The 21,610-nt window shown below is 42.1% G+C and carries 22 protein-coding genes and 1 pseudogene; 12 read left to right on the top strand and 11 right to left on the bottom strand.

Going from position 1 to position 21,610, the window contains the following annotated elements; translation table 11 throughout:
* Positions 1–9: 9 nt before the first annotated feature.
* Complete coding sequence (locus WD019_RS11375; protein WP_425711556.1) at positions 10–516, bottom strand: hypothetical protein; 507 nt, start codon at positions 514–516, stop codon at positions 10–12.
* A 426-nt stretch (positions 517–942) separates the two neighbouring features.
* On the opposite strand from WD019_RS11375, the gene WD019_RS11370 reads away from it, so the two are divergent.
* The gene (locus WD019_RS11370) at positions 943–1,824 is read left to right on the top strand and encodes a YitT family protein (protein ID WP_425711555.1); all 882 of its coding nucleotides are present in this window, start codon (positions 943–945) and stop codon (positions 1,822–1,824) included.
* Between the two features lie 55 nt (positions 1,825–1,879).
* On the opposite strand, the gene WD019_RS11365 is transcribed toward WD019_RS11370, so the two are convergent.
* Entirely contained in the window at positions 1,880–2,287 is a 408-nt protein-coding gene (locus tag WD019_RS11365; RefSeq protein ID WP_425711554.1) for a VOC family protein, read from the bottom strand.
* Between the two features lie 163 nt (positions 2,288–2,450).
* Between WD019_RS11365 and ltaE the strand changes: the two are divergent.
* Together ltaE and WD019_RS11355 are read left to right on the top strand one after the other, a co-directional pair.
* Positions 2,451–3,482 (top strand): annotated as a pseudogene (gene ltaE / locus WD019_RS11360) (low-specificity L-threonine aldolase); the annotation flags it as partial.
* Between the two features lie 668 nt (positions 3,483–4,150).
* Positions 4,151–4,903, top strand: coding sequence for a Cof-type HAD-IIB family hydrolase (locus tag WD019_RS11355; RefSeq protein WP_425711602.1), 753 nt, complete (start codon positions 4,151–4,153; stop codon positions 4,901–4,903).
* A 132-nt stretch (positions 4,904–5,035) separates the two neighbouring features.
* Here WD019_RS11355 and WD019_RS11350 read toward each other — a convergent pair whose 3' ends face one another.
* Positions 5,036–5,740 (bottom strand): MBL fold metallo-hydrolase, encoded by a 705-nt coding sequence (locus WD019_RS11350; RefSeq protein WP_425711553.1) that lies wholly within the window; start codon positions 5,738–5,740, stop codon positions 5,036–5,038.
* Positions 5,741–5,922: 182 nt separating this feature from the next.
* On the opposite strand from WD019_RS11350, the gene ybaK reads away from it, so the two are divergent.
* The 3 genes from ybaK to WD019_RS11335 all read left to right on the top strand — a co-directional run bounded on the left by ybaK (position 5,923) and on the right by WD019_RS11335 (position 7,251).
* Positions 5,923–6,399: a Cys-tRNA(Pro) deacylase gene (gene ybaK, locus WD019_RS11345; protein WP_425711552.1), complete on the top strand. Its 477-nt coding sequence runs from the start codon at positions 5,923–5,925 to the stop codon at positions 6,397–6,399.
* Between the two features lie 142 nt (positions 6,400–6,541).
* Positions 6,542–6,745, top strand: a complete 204-nt coding sequence (locus tag WD019_RS11340; protein ID WP_026678617.1) for a zinc ribbon domain-containing protein — start codon at positions 6,542–6,544, stop codon at positions 6,743–6,745.
* Positions 6,746–6,813: 68 nt separating this feature from the next.
* Entirely contained in the window at positions 6,814–7,251 is a 438-nt protein-coding gene (locus tag WD019_RS11335) for a transporter (RefSeq protein WP_425711551.1), read from the top strand.
* Between the two features lie 46 nt (positions 7,252–7,297).
* On the opposite strand, the gene WD019_RS11330 is transcribed toward WD019_RS11335, so the two are convergent.
* The gene (locus WD019_RS11330) at positions 7,298–7,879 is read right to left on the bottom strand and encodes a DJ-1/PfpI family protein (protein WP_425711601.1); all 582 of its coding nucleotides are present in this window, start codon (positions 7,877–7,879) and stop codon (positions 7,298–7,300) included.
* A 137-nt stretch (positions 7,880–8,016) separates the two neighbouring features.
* Between WD019_RS11330 and WD019_RS11325 the strand changes: the two genes are divergently transcribed.
* Positions 8,017–8,433, top strand: a complete 417-nt coding sequence (locus WD019_RS11325) for an Lrp/AsnC family transcriptional regulator (protein ID WP_026678620.1) — start codon at positions 8,017–8,019, stop codon at positions 8,431–8,433.
* A gap of 94 nt (positions 8,434–8,527) precedes the next feature.
* On the opposite strand, the gene WD019_RS11320 is transcribed toward WD019_RS11325, so the two are convergent.
* The 4 genes from WD019_RS11320 to glmS form a co-directional block, all read right to left on the bottom strand.
* Positions 8,528–9,187, bottom strand: coding sequence for an ABC-2 transporter permease (locus tag WD019_RS11320; protein WP_425711550.1), 660 nt, complete (start codon positions 9,185–9,187; stop codon positions 8,528–8,530).
* Positions 9,171–10,049 (bottom strand): ABC transporter ATP-binding protein, encoded by an 879-nt coding sequence (locus tag WD019_RS11315; protein ID WP_425711600.1) that lies wholly within the window; start codon positions 10,047–10,049, stop codon positions 9,171–9,173. Before WD019_RS11315 ends, WD019_RS11320 begins: the two co-directional genes overlap by 17 nt.
* A 2-nt stretch (positions 10,050–10,051) precedes the next feature.
* The gene (locus WD019_RS11310) at positions 10,052–10,426 is read right to left on the bottom strand and encodes a GntR family transcriptional regulator (protein WP_425711549.1); all 375 of its coding nucleotides are present in this window, start codon (positions 10,424–10,426) and stop codon (positions 10,052–10,054) included.
* A gap of 218 nt (positions 10,427–10,644) precedes the next feature.
* Entirely contained in the window at positions 10,645–12,480 is a 1,836-nt protein-coding gene (gene glmS / locus WD019_RS11305; RefSeq protein ID WP_425711548.1) for a glutamine--fructose-6-phosphate transaminase (isomerizing), read from the bottom strand.
* 129 nt (positions 12,481–12,609) lie between these two features.
* Between glmS and WD019_RS11300 the strand changes: the two genes are divergently transcribed.
* Together WD019_RS11300 and WD019_RS11295 are read left to right on the top strand one after the other, a co-directional pair.
* On the top strand, positions 12,610–13,350 hold the full coding sequence (locus WD019_RS11300; protein ID WP_425711547.1) for a GNAT family N-acetyltransferase: 741 nt from the start codon (positions 12,610–12,612) through the stop codon (positions 13,348–13,350).
* Between the two features lie 116 nt (positions 13,351–13,466).
* Positions 13,467–13,985: a YbaK/EbsC family protein gene (locus tag WD019_RS11295; RefSeq protein ID WP_425711546.1), complete on the top strand. Its 519-nt coding sequence runs from the start codon at positions 13,467–13,469 to the stop codon at positions 13,983–13,985.
* 60 nt (positions 13,986–14,045) lie between these two features.
* Here the strand turns inward: WD019_RS11295 and ftsW are convergent, their stop codons facing one another.
* On the bottom strand, positions 14,046–15,218 hold the full coding sequence (gene ftsW, locus WD019_RS11290) for a putative lipid II flippase FtsW (RefSeq protein WP_425711545.1): 1,173 nt from the start codon (positions 15,216–15,218) through the stop codon (positions 14,046–14,048).
* A gap of 329 nt (positions 15,219–15,547) precedes the next feature.
* Here ftsW and WD019_RS11285 point away from each other — a divergent pair, with 329 nt between their 5' ends.
* Positions 15,548–16,561 (top strand): S66 family peptidase, encoded by a 1,014-nt coding sequence (locus WD019_RS11285; RefSeq protein WP_425711544.1) that lies wholly within the window; start codon positions 15,548–15,550, stop codon positions 16,559–16,561.
* A gap of 245 nt (positions 16,562–16,806) precedes the next feature.
* Here WD019_RS11285 and WD019_RS11280 read toward each other — a convergent pair whose 3' ends face one another.
* On the bottom strand, positions 16,807–17,601 hold the full coding sequence (locus WD019_RS11280) for a serine hydrolase (protein WP_425711543.1): 795 nt from the start codon (positions 17,599–17,601) through the stop codon (positions 16,807–16,809).
* Between the two features lie 206 nt (positions 17,602–17,807).
* On the opposite strand from WD019_RS11280, the gene hutP reads away from it, so the two are divergent.
* Together hutP and WD019_RS11270 are read left to right on the top strand one after the other, a co-directional pair.
* Positions 17,808–18,257: a hut operon transcriptional regulator HutP gene (hutP, locus tag WD019_RS11275; protein WP_026678629.1), complete on the top strand. Its 450-nt coding sequence runs from the start codon at positions 17,808–17,810 to the stop codon at positions 18,255–18,257.
* 450 nt (positions 18,258–18,707) lie between these two features.
* Positions 18,708–20,105: an amino acid permease gene (locus WD019_RS11270; RefSeq protein ID WP_081412697.1), complete on the top strand. Its 1,398-nt coding sequence runs from the start codon at positions 18,708–18,710 to the stop codon at positions 20,103–20,105.
* 43 nt (positions 20,106–20,148) lie between these two features.
* On the opposite strand, the gene WD019_RS11265 is transcribed toward WD019_RS11270, so the two are convergent.
* Positions 20,149–21,000, bottom strand: coding sequence for a pentapeptide repeat-containing protein (locus WD019_RS11265; protein WP_425711542.1), 852 nt, complete (start codon positions 20,998–21,000; stop codon positions 20,149–20,151).
* Between the last annotated feature and the right edge of the window lie 610 nt (positions 21,001–21,610).

Genomic DNA, 21,610 nt, shown 5'->3' with positions numbered 1-21,610 from the left:
CGACCTGATTTAGTCTGACCCGTGTTCTTTTACCGTTTTTTCAGCTTCCTTCAAGGTTTCGCCAGCTTGCGGAACGGCATGCACGCCATCTTTAGCCAGCTTCTGAATCAACCAGATGGGAAATGTAATCTCGTGAATGCCAGTTCCACTTCCGCCGTTTTCGTGATTAACGCCGGTATGGTGCTCCTGACAAAGAACCATCATATTTCGTATATCATCTACAGACGTTATCGGCTGGTTTATGAGCAAACGGCCATACCCATAAACGTCAAACATTTCAAGAAATTCTTTCAGTTTTTCGAAGTCTCCGATGTTGGCGAGGCTCCATTCAAGGCCGACGTGATGCACATGCAGATTCTCTTGCAATCCGCACACCCAGCATCTATAATGTCCGTCTTCTTTCAGTCTTTTCTTAGACTTTCGGAACTCTGCCGATTCCGTTCGTTCCACATGCTCTGGAACAATGACAACTTCCTTCAAGTGCCTTGTGATGATATGTTCATTTATGTTATCCACTAAAAGATCACCTCGATTCTAGCAATCTCTTATATTGTATTCAAGTTATCAATCTCTTGTTTCAAGGCAATCGCTCAAAGTAGATTCTTTTTTGTAACCATTGAAAAAAATGAAACCTTTTACGCTTTAAACCGTATATATAATAGAGAGACGAGGGAAGAGGCGCTTTGCCAAAAGGTTCCGGGGATTTCAGAAAAGAAGTCCTTTTACAGTTGCAGAATTTTCTATTTTAGGACTTCCTAGAGAATAGATCTAAATAAAGGAATTCTAAAATAGGAACATTCTCGTTTGCGTCGGTCATAAGTGCGGGGACACATGATGAATGAAGCAGATTGAAATAGAACAGAATCTGAGTTGGGAGAAAGCACCTTTAAACGACAACATTCCCTCTGTTTCGAGAAAACATTTATAGAAGAGAGGGATCCTATGGAACTAGTAAAATCACAGCTGCAGCATCAACGATTGCCTAAGCTTCAAATCGCAAAACGGGCCATTGCCATTATTTTAGGCGCCCTTTTCATGGCAACCGGGCTTGAAATCTTTCTCGTGCCGAACAGCGTCATCGACGGAGGGATCACCGGCATTTCAATTATGCTTTCCCATCTGTCGGGCTTGCCGCTGGGATTATTTATTTTCTTGCTCAACCTTCCATTTTTCTTCCTCGGACGAAAGCAAATTGGGAAAACCTTCGCGATATCCACCCTTTTTGGAATTATCGTTTTATCTTTTTTTACATCATTATTTCATCCGATTCCCGCATTTACGGATGATATTTTGCTTGCCACTATCTTTGGCGGGATGGTACTTGGCATAGGCGTAGGGCTTGTCATCCGCTTTGGAGGGGCACTGGATGGCACTGAGATACTTGCCATTCTTATTAATAAAAACGTTCCTTTTTCGGTTGGAGAAATCATTATGTTCTTCAACGTGTTCATTTTAGGCGCTGCTGGCTTTGTATTCAGCTGGGATCGGGCAATGTACTCCATTTTAGCTTACGTAATCGCCTATAAAACCATCGATGTCGTTGTCCAGGGGCTTGATGAATCGAAATCGGCGTGGATCATCAGCGACAAACATCGCGAAATTGGAGACGTTATTATGGCCCGTCTTGGACGCGGCGTAACTTATTTACAAGGAGAAGGCGCATATACGGGGGATGATAAAAAGGTTGTCTTTTGCGTCATTACCCGCCTTGAAGAAGCAAAGCTGAAAACGATCGTCGAAGAAATTGACCCATCCGCGTTTCTTGCCGTAGCCGACATCGCAGAAGTCCGCGGAGGCCGGTTTAAGAAGAAGGATATTCATTAATTCACTCCATAAATAGAAGCAACGGTGCAAATGCCGTTGCTTCTTTTTCAAGTCGTTATTTTTCCAGGCTCAATTGCCACGAAACGCCAAACTTATCATTGACCCAGCCAAACTTTTTGCTGAATGGGTATTCGGCGAGTGGCATGAGAACTGCACCATCTTTAGATAACTCCTCAAACAATCGATCAATCTCTTCTTCCGTTTCGCAAGTGACAAATAAGGAAACGGCAGGAGTGAATGTCCATTCATGTTCAATAGGGGAATCAATGCACATAAACGTTTGTCCATTCAGTGAAAAAACGGCCTGCATTACAGTTCCCTCTTTGCCCGGCACCTCCTCTCCATAGCGGGTAATGCTGACGATTTCTGAACGATCAAACAAGGAAGTGTAGAAATTCATCGCTTCCTCAGCTTGTCCCGTAAACGTTAAAAACGTCGTAATTTTTTGGTTTGAGATTTTCATGTTCAGTTTCCACCTTATTTATGACTTAAACTACCATTTGGTTAACTATATAAAATAATGAGCATATATACAAATGATCGGTTCATATTAGATGCAAACGTCGTTACTGATGGTTGAACTACATCCGGTGTATAATGATTAAAAAACGCATTGGGGAGAAGCAGACATGGACTTTCGAAGCGATACGGTAACGAAGCCGACTAAAGAAATGAGAGAAGCGATGATGAATGCCGAAGTTGGAGATGACGTGTATGGGGAAGACCCGACCGTTAACCGATTGGAGAAACTTGCAGCCGAGATTCTCGGGAAAGAAGATGCGCTATTTGTCACAAGTGGCACCCAGGGGAATCAAGTTGCCATTTTGACTCATTGCCAGCCGGGGGATGAAGTGATTCTTGAAGAAGAATCCCATATTTTTTTATATGAGGCGGGGGCCGCGTCAGCTCTTGCCGGCGTTCAAACAAGGCCAATACAAGGGACAAGAGGAGCGATGGACCCATTTGAAGTGAAAAAAGCGATCCGCGGCGAGGATATCCATCATCCCGAAACAGGGTTGATTTGTTTGGAAAATACGCATAATAAAGCGGGCGGTAAAATTATTCCGATCCAGACAATGAAAGAGATATTCGAGATTGCCCGAGAAAAAGATGTTCCGGTCCATCTTGATGGGGCAAGGCTGTTTAATGCCGCAGTAGCTTCGGGTATACCAATTAAAGAGTTTTCGAAGTATACCGACACCGTGCAAATTTGTTTATCGAAAGGGTTGTCAGCACCCGTCGGATCCATTTTGGCTGGAAGCAAATCATTCATTAAAAAAGCACGCAAATGGAGAAAGCGTCTCGGAGGCGGATTGCGCCAGGTCGGTGTACTAGCGGCTCCGGGAATTGTCGCTCTGGAAAAAATGGTCGATCGGCTGGCAGAGGACCACGCGAATGCCCGTCAGTTTGCGGAAGGATTATCCGCTATTCCCGGTATTACGATCGATGTCGACGGCGTTGAAACGAATATCATTCTTTGCGATATAAGGGAAACTGGACTATCAAACGAACAATTTTTAACAAAATTAAAGGAAGCCGGCATTTTGGCAGGACCATTTGATGATGGAATCATTCGTTTTGTCACCCATCGGGAAGTGACAAATGAAATGGTGCAAACGGCGATAGAGCGAATCGCTCAAATTATAGCAGGGAAATAAGGCAAACAGGAAGTCGGCGACCGGCTTTCTGCTTTTTTATGCGGCTATTTTGCAGGGCCCTGGCATACCGAATTGAAAGATAACGCACCGAAAATGAAAGAAAATGATCTCGAATGAATCGATAAATGCAGGGTTAAGAGATTACTCGTCTCAATTGATAGATACCGAGCCCGAATTGAAAGATAACACACCGAAAATGAAAGATAACGATCTCGAATGAATCGATAAACGCAGGATTAAGAAATTGCTCGGCACAATTGATTGATAACGAGCCCGAAATGAAAGATAACGTACCGAAAATGAAAGAAAACGATCTTGAATGAATCGATAAATGCAGGATTAAGTGATTGCTCGGCACAATTGATTGATAACGAGCCCGAATTGAAAGATAACACATCGAAAATGAAAGATAACGATCTCGAATGAATCGATAAACGCAGGATTAAGAAATTGCTTGGCACAATTGATTGATAACGATCCCGAATTGAAAGATAACACACCGAAAATGAAAGATACCGATCTCGAATAAATCGATAAACACGCGAGATTAAGAAATTGCTCTCCCTAATCGATTATTTATTTTTTTAAGGAAAAATAAAGTATTTCTGAATGCTGATCGCTTTTCACATGTGCTACTCTAATAGTAAAAAGAGGAGAGGGTGTTTGGAGTGGGAGACCATAAAAACAGATTTAAATTGATTGCGCTTGATATGGATGGGACTTTGTTGAATGATCATTTGGAGGTATCGGAAGGGAACCGGAAGGCGATCGCAGAGGCGCAGGAAAGAGGAGTGCATGTTGTCCTGAGCACGGGAAGGACATTAACGACATGCCGGGATTATGCCCAATCCCTTAAGCTTTCTTCCTATCTTGTCACTGTCAATGGAAGTGAAATATGGGATAACAATGGAAATTTGATCGAGAGAAATGTGATTGAATTTGATCATATACAGGCCATGCTGGAACTGTCAAAAACACATCAAACCAAGTTTTGGGCGGTTTCAACAGATAACGTTTGGCGTGATGAGTTTCCGGAAAATTGCGCGGATCTTGAATGGCTGAAATTCGGGTTTAACGTCGTGGATGATGAAATACGAGAAACGATTTTAGGGGAACTCAGAAAAAATGACGCGCTTGAAATCAGCAACTCCAGCCTGACGAATATTGAAGTGAATGCGTTCGGGATCAATAAGGCGAGGGGTTTGAAGAGAGTCTGTAAGGAGCTGGGGATCACAATGGATGAAGTGATCGCCATGGGGGACAGCCTGAATGATATTGCGATGATCACCGAAGCGGGCCTTGGTGTCGCGATGGGCAACGCGCAGGATATGGTGAAAGAAGCGGCAGATTGGGTTACCGGGACAAATGAAGAAGACGGCGTGGCCAAGGCCATCCGGCATTGGGTTCTAGATAGAGAATAGATCTAAAGCATTGACAATGAAGTTTGATTATATGGAACTAAACAAAAGAACGCCTGTTTGAAATAAGGTCAAACGGGCGTTCTAACTTTATTGTGGCGGCAGCGGCTAGACATCAGGATTAAATGAATCTTGCTACTCTTTTTGTTTTTCATTTATATATGTCCCGCCATGGTAACAAAAATAGTTTCTGGCATTGAGGTTAACCAGTTTTTCTAAAGACTTTGTTGCATCTGTAAGGTTTAGCGCAAATTGGGGATTGGCTACGCTCAATTTTTCATTTTCAACTACCGCGGCATCGCCGGTGATGACTGTATCCAATTTTTCATTATAGATGGATATATGGCCCGGGGTATGCCCGGGAGTTGATAGAATTTTACACCCTCCAGCCCATTCGAAATGATCGCCGTCTTTGACGGCAATATCAACCGGTACGTGTTTTATTTTTTTTAAGTTCTCAATAAATGCCAAACCGAAATTTCTCTCTTCTTCGGGCAAATGATTCAACATTTCTTCAGCCTGGATCAAGCGCAGGGATTTCTTTTTTCCGGAAATGTAGTCTTTTTCGATATCGCTTGCTAAGACTTTAATGCCGGGGTATTTTTTCTTAAATTCATATAATGCGCCCATATGGTCATCGTCATGATGAGTGATAAGCACTTTCGTTACGGATTCAGGTGAAACTCCTTTATTTTCAAGTTCTTTTTCCAAAATTGGGAGCATATTGGGATACCCGCAATCAACCAAAATAATTTCCTTTTCATCTTTAATTACCGAAGGATGTATAACCATCTCCATGTCGTTGTAGTTGAATTTCAAATCCAATTGGATGATTTCCATATATCAGAGCCCTCCTTATTAGATACTATCTTAAGTATACTTGAGATCAAAGCGAGGGCAGCTTCTTTTTTCGTTAATTCGTCTATCAGAAGAATTTTTCATTTTAGGTTAGCATGAAGGAGTATTCGCGGTAATTATCGAAAGTACCTATTATGAATCTCAAGGAGCTGGAGGACAACACTATGGCAAAAGGCAAGACGAATGCAATGCGGATTCTAGACAGGGACAAAATTGAGTATTCCATGCTATCTTATGATTCAGATGACGGAAGAATCGATGGGGTTTCAGTCGCAGAAAAGATTGGAAGAGAGAAAGAACAAGTCTATAAAACGCTTCTTTCTCAAGGAGCGAGCAAGGAGTATTATGTTTTTGTCATTCCTGTTGAGGCGGAGCTGGATTTAAAGAAAGCGGCCCGGGTAACTGGTGAAAAAAAGCTGGAAATGATTCCAGTGAAGGACATAACAAAAGTCTCTGGATATATCCGCGGCGGATGTTCGCCGATAGGAATGAAGAAATTGTTCCCAACAGTAATCCATACATCCGCTCAATCTCTTGAAACGATCATCGTCAGCGGAGGAAAAATAGGCACACAAATCGAATTAAAGGTAGACGACTTCATTCAGGTAACGAACGCCCGGCTTGAGGATGTTATAAAGTAACAGGATGAATATGTTTCGCTGGAATTCTTATTTTGAAAAAAAACCGGAACTATGAAGAAAAATTGCTGGTGTTGGAATTGAAAAACCCCTCTGGTGATTAGAAACTTAATAGGAAAATATTATTTAAAAAAGGAGTGATCGTATGAGCGAAAAAGGTTGCATAAAATGTGGCAGCAAAAATGCCGGCACGAAGGATGTAGCGATGACAGGAACGGGTTTGTCAAAAATGTTTGATATCCAGCACAATCAATTTACCGTCGTGTTTTGCAAGGATTGTGGGTATTCAGAGTTTTATAAGAAAAACTCAAGCACAGCATCGAATGTCATTGATCTTTTCTTTGGGTGAAAAAGCCTATACAAAAAAATAGTGAGCTGAATAGTCTATTACTACCACTTCAATAGGAGTTGAAAATTTTGAGTAATAGACAATACCCGTATCAGCAATATCCGTGGTATGGCGGACAATATCAGCAGCCTGGTGGATATCCGGGTTCACCGCCTTCTTATGGTCCCCCTCAACATGGAACAACAGGCCAACAGCATCAGCCTTATGGTTCTTCACAACACGGAACAACGGGCCAACAGCACCAGCATTACGGCCCTCCAGGTGCGCCGCCTTCGTTTGTTCCCCAACATGCAACCGGCCATTTAGGGGCGTATGCAGTTGACCCTGGAGCCATCCGGCCATGCATTCATCAATTCATTTATATTTGGCCTGAACATGGCCATGGTTTCTGGGCATGGTTAACGTATGTTGGACGACGATCAGTCGCGGGATTTAGATGGACGGGATACCGCTGGGTTTATTTCGGAATGGACACCCGGCAAATTCAATCTTTTTATTGTCACTAAAAACTGTAAAAAGCATGAGGCAGCCGCCCATGCTTTTTGTATATTCTTAAAATCCCATTAGCTCTTTCACTTGATTTGTGATTTCCTTTGAAGTTAGCATTTCTAGCAACTTGAAGGCCACTTCAAAAGCAGTGCCGGGATTGGAAGATGTAATGATATTTCCATCACAGACAATCCGTTCATCGGCAACCCGGACGCCGTATTGTTTCAATTGTTCCAATCGCTTGCTGCCTGGATGATTATAAGTGGTCGCCTTTCGATTGTACAAAACGCCGCTATGCGCAACCATTAAAGACGCCACGCAAATCGAGGCGATCGGCTTATTATGAAAAGCGAAATGCTGTATCACTTTCTGAAACCGTTCGCTAAATGCGTCTTCATAAAAACCCGCTTCTTCAAATCCTCCGGGAATCGCCAGCGCATCAAACTCTTCTAATGCAATCTCATCCAATTGCACTTCGGGTGTTACCTGAAAGTTCCACGTGCAGTGAAGCTCGGGATGCATTCCTGCGGTGACAACCTCAGTAGAGCCATCGCCCTCCCATTTATTCCAGCCCAATACATCTGTAAAAACACTTGCTTCCACCGCTTCAAATCCGTTTGCTAATAACAATAAAACCTTTTTCATCATGAAAAACCTCCTTCAATAAGTAATTGTAAATAAGTGAGGCTTATAAAAACATAACGATAAAAAGGGAATTCGATGAATTTCCTTTTATTTTTCTTGAAAAATCGTATATATTGTTAATAAAAAAAGGTGATACCGTGGATCAAATTGATTACGAAATAGTAAAGATGCTTCAGAAAAATGCAAAGACGCCGATGAAAGAGATTTCTTCCTGCGTCCACTTATCGGCGCCGGCTGTGGCTGAACGTGTGAAAAGATTAGAGGAGCGGCAAGTGATTAAAGGTTATCAGGCAAAGATCAATTTAAATAAGCTCGAACGTTCAATTATGGCGATTATTTTATTTAAATCAACGGATTGCAAAAAACTCGCTCACTTTTGCCATACGCACCCTGATGTGATTGAATGCTATCGGGTCGCTGGAGAAATCAGTTATATCGTAAAGGTAGCGACAAAATCAGTTGAAACATTGGAAGAATTTATCGATCAATCTATGCCCTTTGGCACACCATCAACGAACATTGTGCTGTCGGCACATGAAAAAGATTTCGTGTAGCCAAAAAACCTTGGAAGACCGTCAACAAGAAAGGAAGCCATTGGCGGATAGCTTCCTTTTTGATCAATTGTGAAAGAACGTTAACGATTAGAATTTAAAATTCTCTTTTCTTATAAAAGAGTAAAGAAAGAAAGTAGGAGAATATAAATATAATTAAAAGAGGAATCATGATTAAACCGAGCATTTCAATTTCCGACAGTTCACTAAAAAACTGCAATGCTTTTTGCTGCCAGGTAAAATGAATAGTTAAAACGAGGTTATCAGCTAATGCTGCTGTCCCAAAAACAAGGAGAAACAATAATATGTTGTTAAACATTTTCGCTTTTAAATAACCAACCTTAAAGATGAGAGGAAGAGCGATTGAACATAATAACGTAACGCCGGCAATGGCTAAAACAATCGCCTCTATCGTAAAAGGCAAAACATTAAATGGCAGTTTTAATAGTCTTTCCATTAAAACAATACCGTAAATGACTAAAATCGAATATGCTGTAAATACATAGACAGAAATATATTTTGACAAGACAATTTTTTGTTTATTGATTGGCAGGCTGACCAGCATCATATCGCTATTATTTTTCTCTTCTAAAGCACTTGCTCCTAAAGCTAGAAAGTAACTGACTGCACAAATACTATATATCAAACCTGTCGTACCGATACTTGAGAAAGAAACGGAAAAAAAGAATAACAAAAGAATGGATAATTTCAAGTTTCTCTTTTGAATAAGAAAATCTTTTTTAATGAGATGGTACATTATGATCTCCCCTTTTAGTGAAAAACAACATAATATCTTCTAATGTTGGTTTTTCAATTAATACGGAATCACCCAATTGGTTTAATACGTCTTTTTTATTTTTACTTAACGCTTCAAATCCAAAATCATTTTGTTTTAAGCCGATAAAGTTGACTCCATGATGAGTATCTAATTGGCTTTTCCTTCCTTTGACAATACAGTATTCCTCTAAAAGTTCATCCTTTGTTTGACTCAATATAATTTCCCCATTGTCGATAAGCGTAATATAGTCTGCAACTTTATCTAAGTCAGATGTAATGTGGGACGAAAAGAAAATGGATTTATTTTCGTCTTGTAACAATGATTGCAACACATCTAATAGTTCAGATCTAATGAGCGGATCTAATCCGGAAGTGGGTTCATCCATGATTAGCAGTTCTGCATGATGCGAAAGGGCAATAGCTAAAGAGAACTTCATCTTCATTCCTTTAGACAAATGCTTAATTTTTTTCTTTAAAGGTAGTTCAAAGTTTTTGGCATATTGATTGAAAACTCCTTCATCCCATCTGCTATAAAACGGCCTGATGACATCCTTCATTTCCTTGACTGTCAATTCTTCGTAAAAGTGATTTTCGTCATAAACGAAACCAATTCTTTCTTTAATCGAAATATCATTTTGCTCGTTGTCCAAACCAAAAATTTTGATTTCACCACTATCTTTCTTTATTAAATTCATAATAAGTTTGATTGTCGTGCTTTTTCCGGAGCCATTAGGACCAATAAAGCCCATGATGTACCCCCTCTCAAGAGTAATATTAATACCTTTTAAAGAAAAGTTTTTGTAATCCTTCTTTAAATTGGTAATTTCCAAAATTTTATTCATCATTACCACCCCTCATATATGATGTTGAGCATTTCTTGCAGTTCTTCTAAAGTTAGGCCGACCAGCTTTGCAGTATGGATTGCTTCCGTTAATTTTTCTTCAATTATTTTTAATTTGGTTTCACGAAACAATTCTTTGTTAATCGATGCGACATAGGAGCCTTTACCGGCAACGGTAACGATAAATCCTTCTTTTTCTAGTTCATCATAAGCCCTCTTGGTTGTAATCACACTAATGTTTAGTTCCTTAGCTAATTTCCTAATTGACGGAAGCGATTGTGATTCTGTCAATTCTCCTTTAACGATTTGTTCTTTTAATTGATTAACGATCTGTAAATAAATTGGTTCATCTGAAGAGTTTGAGATAATAATATTCACTTCATAACATCCCTCTATTCGTTATATCTGTGTATAATCAGTATATACAGATATAACGGTAGTGTCAATCTTATCCAAAGCGGGTTACGTAAAAATCCCCCTTTAGATAACCGTATCCAAAGGGGGAGCAAAAATAACTTTATGTGAAAGATACATTTTTTTATAAACGATGCGACTTAATTTCAAAGTCACAAAAGAGCCGCATGCGAATAAGGTCCTTATTCCACCGTCAAACTCTTTGCCAGGTTGCGCGGACGGTCGACATTCAAGCCCCGGACCGTTCCGGCATAATACGCCAAAAGCTGGAGTGGAATGGCGGCTAAAATCGGCATAAGAAAAGGATGGGCTTCAGGAATGTACATGACTTGATCGACAAATTCACTTACTTCATCATCGCCGACCGTCGTAATTCCGACGACGAAAGCATCACGGGCTTTTACTTCTTTAATGTTGCTGATCGTTTTATCGCGAAGGTGCCCTTGTGTCGCAAGCGCGATGACCGGGACGCCGGGAGTGATTAAAGCCATTGTGCCGTGCTTCATTTCTCCAGCCGCATAGGCATCAGCATGCAAATAGGCAACTTCTTGCAATTTAAGCGCTCCTTCTAATGCGAGAACATAATCAAGTCCTCTGCCGATTAAAAAGAGGTGCTCCTGATCATCCGTCACCTGGGCAAATTGATCGATCGCATCCTGTGTCATGACAAGGGTCGTTTCGACGTTTTCCGGGAGTTGTTCTAACGCTTCCAACAAGCCGGGGATATGCTTTATGCCCGGACCATTTGTTTTCTCCGTCAGCGCAATGGCCAGCAACATTAATGCAGTGATTTGGGAAGTGTACGCTTTCGTTGCCGCTACCGCCATTTCCGGTCCTGCAATCGTGTTGATTACACAATCCGCTTTTCGGGCAATATTGCTCCATTTCTTATTCGTAACCGCAATGACCGGGCTGTTATGCGCTTTTGCTTCTTTTAATGCGGAGAGCGTATCCGCGGTTTCACCCGATTGGCTTAAGACGATGACAAGATGATGTGCATCGAGCGGGCCGTGCTCGCAGCGAAATTCGGACGAAATGGAGACTTCAACTGGAATATGTAACATTTTCTCCATCACTTTTTTGCCAACGATTCCGGCGTGATAGGAAGTCCCGCTACCAACAATTTCGATCTTGCGAATTTGGGAAATATCCCTTTTTTGAAAAAAGCGATCCAGCTCCGGGATGGCGACCCCGCCTGTAGTCAGGCGATCTTTTAACGTTCGTTTAATCGCTCTTGGCTGTTCCATAATTTCTTTTAACATGTAATGCTCATATTCTTGCAATCTCATTTCCTCTTCGTTCCATTCGACAAACGTTTTCTCCGGATGAACGATTTGGCCATCGAACGTTTTCACCGTTATGTTCTCCTTGGTTAAAACAGCGATTTCCCCATTTTTGATCGGGTATATTTCATTCGTATAAGAAAGAAGTGCGGGAATATCGGAAGAAAGAAACGCCTCTCCTTTTCCAAAGCCAAGAACGAGCGGGTTCTCCTGGGAAATGGCGATAATCGTATCGGGCTGTGATTGGGACATAATTGCAAGGGCAAAGGATCCTTTTAACAGGGGGAGCACCTTGCGCACCGTTTCTTCAAAATCGCCAGTATCATAGTGTACTAGCAAATTCGGAATAACTTCAGTATCGGTATCCGTTTTAAAAACATATCCTTCTGCCATTAAACTTTTCTTCAATTGCGGGTAATTTTCAATTATCCCATTATGTGCAACAAAATAGCGGCCCCCATCATCGCTTAACGGGTGGGAATTTGCGGCGGTAGGGGTACCGTGTGAAGCCCAACGCGTATGCCCGATCCCAAGATTTCCTTCATTGACCGGTTCAAGAGCCAATAAAGCCTCTAAATCTTCAATCCGTCCTTCTTCTTTACGGACTTCAATAAGCTGTTGATTGGAGATGGCTACCCCGGCCGAATCGTAACCGCGGTAATCCAACCGCATCAAACAATGCAACAAGATTGGGCGGGCTTCCCGTTTCCCAATGTATCCGACTATTCCACTCATTACCATCACCTCGCTACATATATCTCTCTACTATTATAGTAACTTCTTAGCAACCAGGTTGCAAACTTCCAGTTGGGTTTTTATGCAAAATTAAGTATTATTATTCATTATCTTTAGAAGGAGGAGTGTATGGATTCTCAATTGATCGAAGAATTATCATTGAATAGCTGGCAGCCTTTATCCACGTTGCTTTATGATGGCTGGGTGATCAGGTTTGCAAACGGGTATACGAAACGGGCAAACTCGATAAGCCCTATTTATTATTCTACCTATGATTTGAACGCAAAAATTGAACAATGCGAGCAGATTTACTTGAATCAGGGCTTGCTTCCGGCCTTTAAGATCACTCCATTTGTAAAACCGGAAAACCTGGATGAACATTTAAATGAGAGGGACTATTCCAGGGTCGATCTTACAAGTGTCCAAACGGCGGAGCTGAAAAAAGTAAAAGAGCCGGTTCTTCATTCTATAAAACTGGATGAAACGGTCAACACCGAGTGGGTGAACCATTTTTACCGACTGAATCATGTTGAAGAAAAATACAAGGATACGATCGTAAAAATGTTGTCCAATATCGCAACTAAAAAGTGTCTTATCTCACTCTACTATAAAGAAGAGGTGGTTGCCTGTGGCCTCGGTGTAATTGAAAGGGAGCATATTGGGCTATATGACATTGTCACAGACAGCAAATTTAGACGTCAAGGGTTCGCTGAACAACTCATATTGAACTTGCTGAAATGGGGGAAAGAAAAAAGGGCCAAATATAGCTACTTAGCCGTACTTTTGAATAATAATCCCGCCTTGAAGCTTTATGCCAAAATCGGGTTCACTGAACGTTATCGGTATTGGTACAGGGTGAAGAATGCCTGAATGAGTTGTTTTCGGTATGGTAATGATTACGTTGTCTACAAGCAGGATTCTTCGTTCGTTTTCTCCAGACGAAAATGTTATCATACTAGAAAACAGATTCGGAAAGGTTGATGGTGATGTCCATTGAAAAGGTGAAAGCCCACTTTAAGCAATTTAATCGCGAAAATGATGTGATGGAGTTTGACACATCGAGTGCCACCGTAGAACAAGCAGCGGAAACAATCGGCGTCATTCCCGCTCGAATTGCCAAAACGCTATCTTTCAGGGGAGAAGACGACAAAGCAATCCTCATCGTCGCCGCCGGGGATGCGAAAATCGATAACAAAAAATTCCGCAATACATTTGGTTTTAAAGCGCGCATGCTTACGCCTGATGAAGTGCTGGAGCAAACTGGACACGCCATCGGTGGAGTGTGCCCATTTGGCTTAAAAAATGAACTTGAAGTATACCTTGATGTTTCATTGAAACGCTTCAAAACGGTCTTCCCGGCCTGTGGAAGCTCGAACTCGGCGATAGAACTGACAATTGACGAACTCGTTCAATACTCGTTTTCCTCAGAATGGGTCGATGTTTGCAAGGGATGGGAGGAAGCTAAAGAAAGTGAAGGAGCGGTCCTTCATCAAGAAGGGAACTGAGCGAAAAGACAGGCTGCGAAAAAGCAGTCATGCCCGCCTTTAGGCGGGCATGACTGTTATTTAGGAATATAAGGATCTGGACGTGAATTTTTTATATTGAGGTTCAGGGGAGGCAACTAGTTCCTCCTTCTTTTTCATATTGACAAAGGCTGAAATATTAATCAAAATCCCCATGGAAAGCAATAAAACCAGCAGGGAAGAACCGCCGTAGCTTAAAAACGGCAATGGAACACCGGTGAGGGGAAGCAAGCCAATCGCCCCGCCTAAATTGATGATCGACTGAATGCCAATCATGCTCGATATTCCAATCGCAAGAAACCGTCCGAACGTATCGTTGCACCTTACCCCTAATAAAAAGCCTTTATAAACAATGTAAAAAAACGACGCTATGACACACAATACCCCGATAAATCCTAGCTCTTCGGAAACGGTAGCAATAATAAAATCCGTTTGGACTTCAGGCAAATAACCGAGCTTTTGAATCCCGTCGCCGAGCCCTACCCCGTGTAATCCTCCAGAAGCAACTGCGATATAAGAATTGATTAATTGATAGCCGTCGTCTCGAAATTTAAAAGGTTGATAGGCGCCCCGAATACGGGATAATTGTTCATCTGATGCAAAAAATAAAAAGAAAATGGCCGCAAAAATAACAGTCGAAACAGCTAAAAACAAGATATGCCTCAGCTTGACGCCGGAACAAATGATGATCACGCCGGCAATTGAAACTAAAATAAGCATGGAGCCAAAATCAGGCTGCAAAAAAATCAATCCGGCGATAAAAACAACTAAAATAAGCGGCGGTGCGATCGCCCGGTTAAAATCATCAATATACGATTGTTTTTTCGATAAAACATAAGCTAAATAAATGATGATGACCAATTTAGCCAGCTCTGAAGGCTGGAAATTAAACCCGCCGATGCTAATCCATGATTGGGCGTTATTCACTACTTTTCCCATGACAAAAACGAGGAATAAAAGAAAGGTAGTGACTAAAAGCATTAATTTCGTTAACTTTTTATATGCTTTATACGGAAACAGCAAGGCCCCACTAAAGACAACAAGCCCGAGTAGCAGGGAAAGAAGCTGCCTGACAAAAAAGTGGTTGCTTCCCCAATTGTACTTAAGTGATGCATAGTAACCGGCACTATATATCATGATTAAGCCGAATAAGGACAAGCCAATTGTTATAATAATCAATGAATAATCATAGTTTTTGATCATTTTTTTTATCATAGAGATCCCACCCTTTAAAAAAAGGATTTACTATTCTCTTTTTCGGAAAATAGCCATAAATCCCTGCAAAAATTTATACAAAAAAAGCGACAGAAAACGAGCAGCATCTGTCACCTTCGCTATTTAAACAATTGTGAAATGTATAAAATTAAAAGATACACGCTAACCGGGATGTATATGGCGAAGCCAATTGCCAGGGCGGTGTATTTTAGTATTTTTTGCGCTTTCAATGCATTCACCTCAGGGAGTAGTGTGCCCAAAAGATGAATTTTTATTGTACACTTTCTTCGGGTCTGGTAAAATCATGAAAAGCGTTTGGGGGAGTGTATATGATTCATTATCCACATTTGAAAAAAGAAGCGACAATTGGGGTAACAGCACCATCATCAGGAGTCGAGCCAGAGCTGCATGATATGTTCAAACTTGCATGTCAACGGATGGAATTAAAGGGATTTAAAGTCGTTTGTGGTGATACGGTTTGGACTCAAAATAAAGCAAAATCGGCCCCTGCCAAAAAACGTGCAGATGAATGGAATGAAATGATGCAAAACAGCGATATCGACATCATTATTCCTCCATGGGGCGGAGAATTGTTGATTGAAATGCTGGAGTATGTAGATTTTGAGAATCTGAAGGGAAAGTGGGTTTTAGGTTATTCAGATACTAGCGCCTTGTTATTGGCGATCACATTAAAGACGGGAATTGCCACCGCTCATGGAGCGAATCTCGTCGATTTAAGAGGGGAGTATTCGGATGATACGACAGCCATGTGGCAATCCGTCTTATCGACGAAAGCCGGCGAGTCAGTCCTTCAGCTTTCTTCAGCAAGCTACCAAAAAAAGTGGCAGCATGCTAACCCTTCGCCTTGTGTCTTTCATTTAACCGAACCAACCTATTGGAAAACGACATCATCCGATCATGTAAAGATCAAAGGACGCCTCCTTGGCGGATGTATCGACGTTATCAGACATTTGATTGGAACACCATACGGAGATGTACAAAGCTTTAGAAAAAACTTTATCAATAATGAATCGGTCATCTGGTATTTGGAAAACTGTGAGCTATCAACAACGGATCTACGCAGGTCATTGATGCAAATGAAGTTGGCCGGCTGGTTTGAAAATTGTTCGGGAATCATGTTTGGCCGAAGTCCCGCCAATCACCCGGTCGGCGGGTACACCGCCATGGATGTTTATGAGGAACTTTCAGAAGAGCTTCAACTACCTGTTGTTTATGACATTGACTGCGGCCATGTTCCTCCGCAAATAACTTTCATAAATGGGGCTTACGCAGAAGTCGAAGTTGCGAAAGGGAAAGGGACCGTTCTGCAACACTTTCGATAAACCTCTTTGTTCTTATGAAGAGGTTTTTTGCATTGTCTCCGGACTTTCGCAAATAAATATAGAACGTTGGAAAATAAATTCAGCATTTTGGAAAATAAAATTAAGCACTTGGAAAATAAAATTAGGGTTTTGGAAAATAAATTAAGCATTTTGGAAAATAATCAATGGGCTTTGGAAAATAAAATGCTGAATTCGGACAATAAAAACGTATTGATGGACAGTACGCAGGAGCAATTTGCAATACGTTACTTCTCCATTATATGGTCAAAAACAAGCTTCCCGATTTGAGCGATGGCTTTCTGTCCGGTGATGTTGTTATCAAGGTCTGTTGTCAGGACGGCGATATAGGCGCGTTTTCCATTCGCTTGAATGATGCCGGCATCGTGTTCTGTTCCTGGCAATTCGCCTGTTTTATGGGCGACATATGTCTCTTCTGAAAAGCTCTCTGAAATAAGAGCCGGCAATTTTGAATGAAATTGTTGTTGGCGCAACGTCTTAAGGGCATTCGTTCGCTGCTTTGAAGTTAACAGTTTTCCTTGATCAATTTCTTTTAAAAATTTGACGATATCATAAGCCGATGTCCAATTATCCTTTCTGTTCTTCTGGGCTGTAACATCCATCATTTTTCTGGCGAGAAGGGTCTGATTGCATCCGAGATCCGAAGATAGCTTGTTCACCGCTTCCATTCCTACAAGATCGATGAGCAAATTCGTCGCTGTATTATCGGATACTATAATCATCAACGTAATAAGGTCGTGGATCGATAGTTCAATTTCTGGACGCAAATGCTGAATTACCCCCATCCCGCCTACAGAAGCCTCTGACGGCACGCGATACGTTTCATCCAAATCCAACATCCCGATCTGAGCCTGTCTGAAAGCTTCCATCATAATAGGTATCTTTATTAAGCTTGCAGAAGGAAAAGGATCATCTCCATTTATGCTTATTTGCAAATTCTCTATTTCAAGTACAATACTCATTTTCCCGCAAATGCCTGTGGCAACTTCTTGAAGATGTTCCTTAAGGAGATAAAATGACATTTTTTTCATCCTTTCTCGTTTCATCTGGAAAAGAAACGGGCACTTCCGCAAAATTAAGGCCTATTTTCCTTTATCCCGCTGCCTTAATAGTCTGATAACTTTTTAAAATCTGTCGAAAATGGATTGACACCATTGAAACATAACTTTTATACTAACAATAAGTTATTAGTTTCTTTAGAAGATTAACATAAATTGGAGTCGTTTTCATGCTTAAAGGCACACATAATCGAATTGGCCGCAATGCTATGTTGTTGGCGTTATCAAATGAAGAAGATGAAGCTGGATTGGCAAATCAGCTTTTAGAGAAAGGCTCAAGCTATTGCAAGGGAAAAGTGGGCTCGATGGAGATGCAAAAAGTGGTTGCGGCGATTGAGACGGCGGCAAAGCGATCCGAATTAATTAATGCTAACCTCTATCGGGAGATGCACGCGTTATATCATGCGATTATGGAAGCGTTACAAGGTGTGACGAGAGGACAGGCAGAGCTTGGAGATGTATTAAGAACCGTAGGATTGAGGTTTGCAGTCGTACGCGGAAGGCCTTACGAAAATCATGAAGAAGGCGAATGGATTGCGGTAGCCCTATATGGAACGATTGGTGCACCGATCCGCGGCCTGGAACATGAAACGATCGGACTCGGAATCAACCATATTTAAATAAAGCCCATAGTCATTTAGTTTAGGAGGGGGCTGTACTGGCAAAGGGAGTCGTTTGCCGGTACAATCCTCTCTTTTTATTAAAATAAGGGTGCTCGTTGATCATGTGCAGCCCAAGTGGGGCAATTATTCGTCTAATCCACAATTAAGGAGGTGAGCGAAACTTAATGGAAAACCGAAAAGCAATTATGCCCACTCTGGAAAGACCTCCGTATTGAAAGAGGCTCGAACGGTTTGCCAGAAGAAAGGCACCTCTTAAAAAAATGAAAGCACTTTCAATACCTATAGGGATCCCTGGTTAAACTGGCGGACTCTTTACGAACAATGAACAAACTTAATGTGAGAGGGGAATGACTTTTGCAAAATCATCAGTTGGAACTCGCACCAAAAACCGATCATCCAGAACCATCCAATACGTTGCAACGTAAATTAAAGGCACGCCACCTGACAATGATTTCGTTAGGAGGAGCAATCGGCACAGGGCTTTTTCTCGGAAGCGGACCGGCCATTCATAACGCGGGTCCGGGTGGCGCTTTAGTCGCTTATTCTGTTATTGGCATTATGGTTTATTTTATTATGACAAGTCTTGGGGAACTGGCGACCTTCATGCCGGTGAGCGGTGCCTTCAGCACATACGCAACCCGTTTTATTGACCCTGCTCTCGGCTTTGCGATGGGCTGGAACTATTGGTTCACCTGGGCGATGACACTTGCTGCCGAGCTTTCCGCCTCGACGATGGTCATGAAGTTCTGGTTTCCGCACAGCCCGTCGTTTCTATGGAGCTCCTTGTTTTTAGTCGTATTGTTCTTGCTGAACTACTTGTCCGTTAAAGGATACGGAGAAGGGGAATATTGGTTTTCCTTTATTAAAGTAGCAACAATTATCATTTTTCTTATTGTCGGTGTCCTTATGATCTTTGGTATCATGGGCGGGGCTCCGATCGGTTTCAAAAACTTTACGGTTGGCAATGCTCCATTTGCCGGCGGGTTTATGGCGACGTTAGGCATTTTTATCGCAGCCGGCTTCTCCTTTCAAGGTACTGAAATTGTCGGTGTCGCAGCAGGAGAAAGTGAAGATCCCGCGAAAAACGTACCGCGTTCCGTTCGCAGCATTTTCTGGCGCATTCTCTTATTCTATTGTCTCGCGATACTTGTGATTGGATTAATTATTCCGTATACGACTAGCAGTTTGCAAGGCGACACAGTCATGGTCAGTCCGTTTACGATGGTATTTAAAAAAGCGGGGCTTGCGTTTGCCGCCTCCGCAATGAACGCCATTATTTTAACAGCCGTATTATCCGCAGGAAATTCGAGTCTTTATGTGACAAGCCGGATGTTGTATGCGATGGCTCAAGATGGACTTGCACCAAGGTTTTTCGGGAAGGTGAACAAGCGGGGGGTTCCTATTTTAGCAGTTATCGTCACTTCAGTTGTCGGAATGTTGGCGTTTTTTGCTTCCTTTTTCGGGGATGGTGCCGTATATACGTGGCTGATGAATTCAGTCGGCGTAACAGGATTTATTTTCTGGCTCGGTATTGCGGCAAGCCACTATCGTTTCCGAAAAGCATACATCGCGCAGGGCTATAAGCTTTCCGATCTTCCATATCGTGCAAAATGGTTTCCGTTCGGCCCGATTTTCGCCTTTATACTTTGCATGATCGTTTTGCTAGCACAAAACTACCGGGCGTTCCTGAGTCACCCTATCGATTGGGGCAGCGTCATTGCCGCTTACCTTGGCATACCATTGTTCCTTGTCATGTGGCTCGGGTATAAGTTCATCAAGAAAACAAAAGTCGTTCCGTTGGACAAATGTGAGATTGATTTTGAGGAGCATCGGAACGTTCAATAATAAATAAAGCTGTAAAAGCCTCCTGACCTAATTTCAGGAGGCTTTATGATGTGGACCAATGCGCCGGCTGGCTAAGCATGGATGGCAATTTTGTCTTTGCGTCACCATTTGCGGCGTTAATCTGGGCCTGGGTGAGGAAAAGACTCCCCGTGAGATCGGCCCCTCGAACATCAGCGTCCCTGAAATCGGCACCGATCAGATCGGCCATTCTTAAGTCGGCATCCCTCAGGTCGGCAGCAATGAGGAGCGCTCCTCTTAAATTGGCACCTCTTAAGTCAGCACCTCGAAGATTGGCGCCAATAAGGTCGGCTCCTCTGCCGGGCTTTTTTCGGTGCTTTTTGGAACGACTACGCTCTGGAAGCGGCCCGGATCGAACAAGTTCGCTGGCGCGCAAAAGCAAAAGATTAATTTTTGCCCTATGTGCCGGCATGTCCAGTTCAATAAGAGATTCCGGACGAAGGTGGGTAAGGCGTTCTGTTTCCTCAAGTGCCCGGCACAGATCGCTATGGATTGAAGCGGTTGCCTGTAGCGAAAGCGCTTCCGTCAAATACAAGAGCATTTCATGAAGCTGTTGCATAATGGGAAACACATCAAACATCAGCTTTGCCGTTTCGGGAGTTTTGCGCCAATCTTTTCCTTTGAATGTAATTTGCGATACTTTTTGCCCTGCGCCAAAACATTCATATACCGTGCATCCCCGGAATCCTTTCTGTCTCAGATCTTTATGAATGCCGCAGCGAAAATCCGATTGCAAATTAGGACAGGTTTCTCCAGCATTTTTAGTAAACGCAAAATCGGCTGATACGGCAAAAGGAAGGGCGACACAGCATAGGCCGAAACAATTCTCGCAGTCGGGGCGCAGATCGTCCCGTAATAAATTTGGTAGGTTTTGCACTGTTCTCACTTACTTTCGGTTTTATTTGAAGCAAAGAACACCTTTACTATCAGTATACTTGTCTTGCAAAATCAAATCTAGTTTCCGTTTCGTTTAAGAAGTTTCTCAAGGACAAAAATGGGGTCTGGAGTCGAAAATCTGTCCAATAGACGCTGTCTCAAGGACAAAAATACGGTCTGGAGACGAAAATCTGTCCAATAGAAAGGGTCTCAAGGACAAAAATACGGTCTGGAGTTGAAAATCTGTCCAATAGAAGGAGTCTCAAGGACAAAAATGAGGTCTGGAGACGAAAACCTGTCCAATAGAAGGAGTCTCAAGGACAAAAATACGGTCTGGAGACGAAAATCTGTCCAATAGAAAGGGTCTCAAGGACAAAAATAAGGCTAGGAGGTGGAAATCTGTCCAATAGAAGGAGTCTCAAGGACAAAAATGGGGTCTGGAGACGAAAACCTGTCCAATAGAAAGGGTCTCAAGGACAAAAATAAGGCTCGGAGACGAAAATCTGTCCAATAGAAAGGGTCTCAAGGACAAAAATGAGGCCTGGAGTCGAAAATCTGTCTAATAGAAGGAGTCTCAAGGACAAAAATGAGGCTCGGAGTCGAAAATCTGT

Source organism: Fictibacillus sp. Mic-4, from assembly GCF_049843615.1.
Classification (GTDB): Bacteria; Bacillota; Bacilli; order Bacillales; family Fictibacillaceae; genus Fictibacillus_A; species Fictibacillus_A gelatini.
This window is presented reverse-complemented; position numbering and strand designations above follow the sequence as displayed.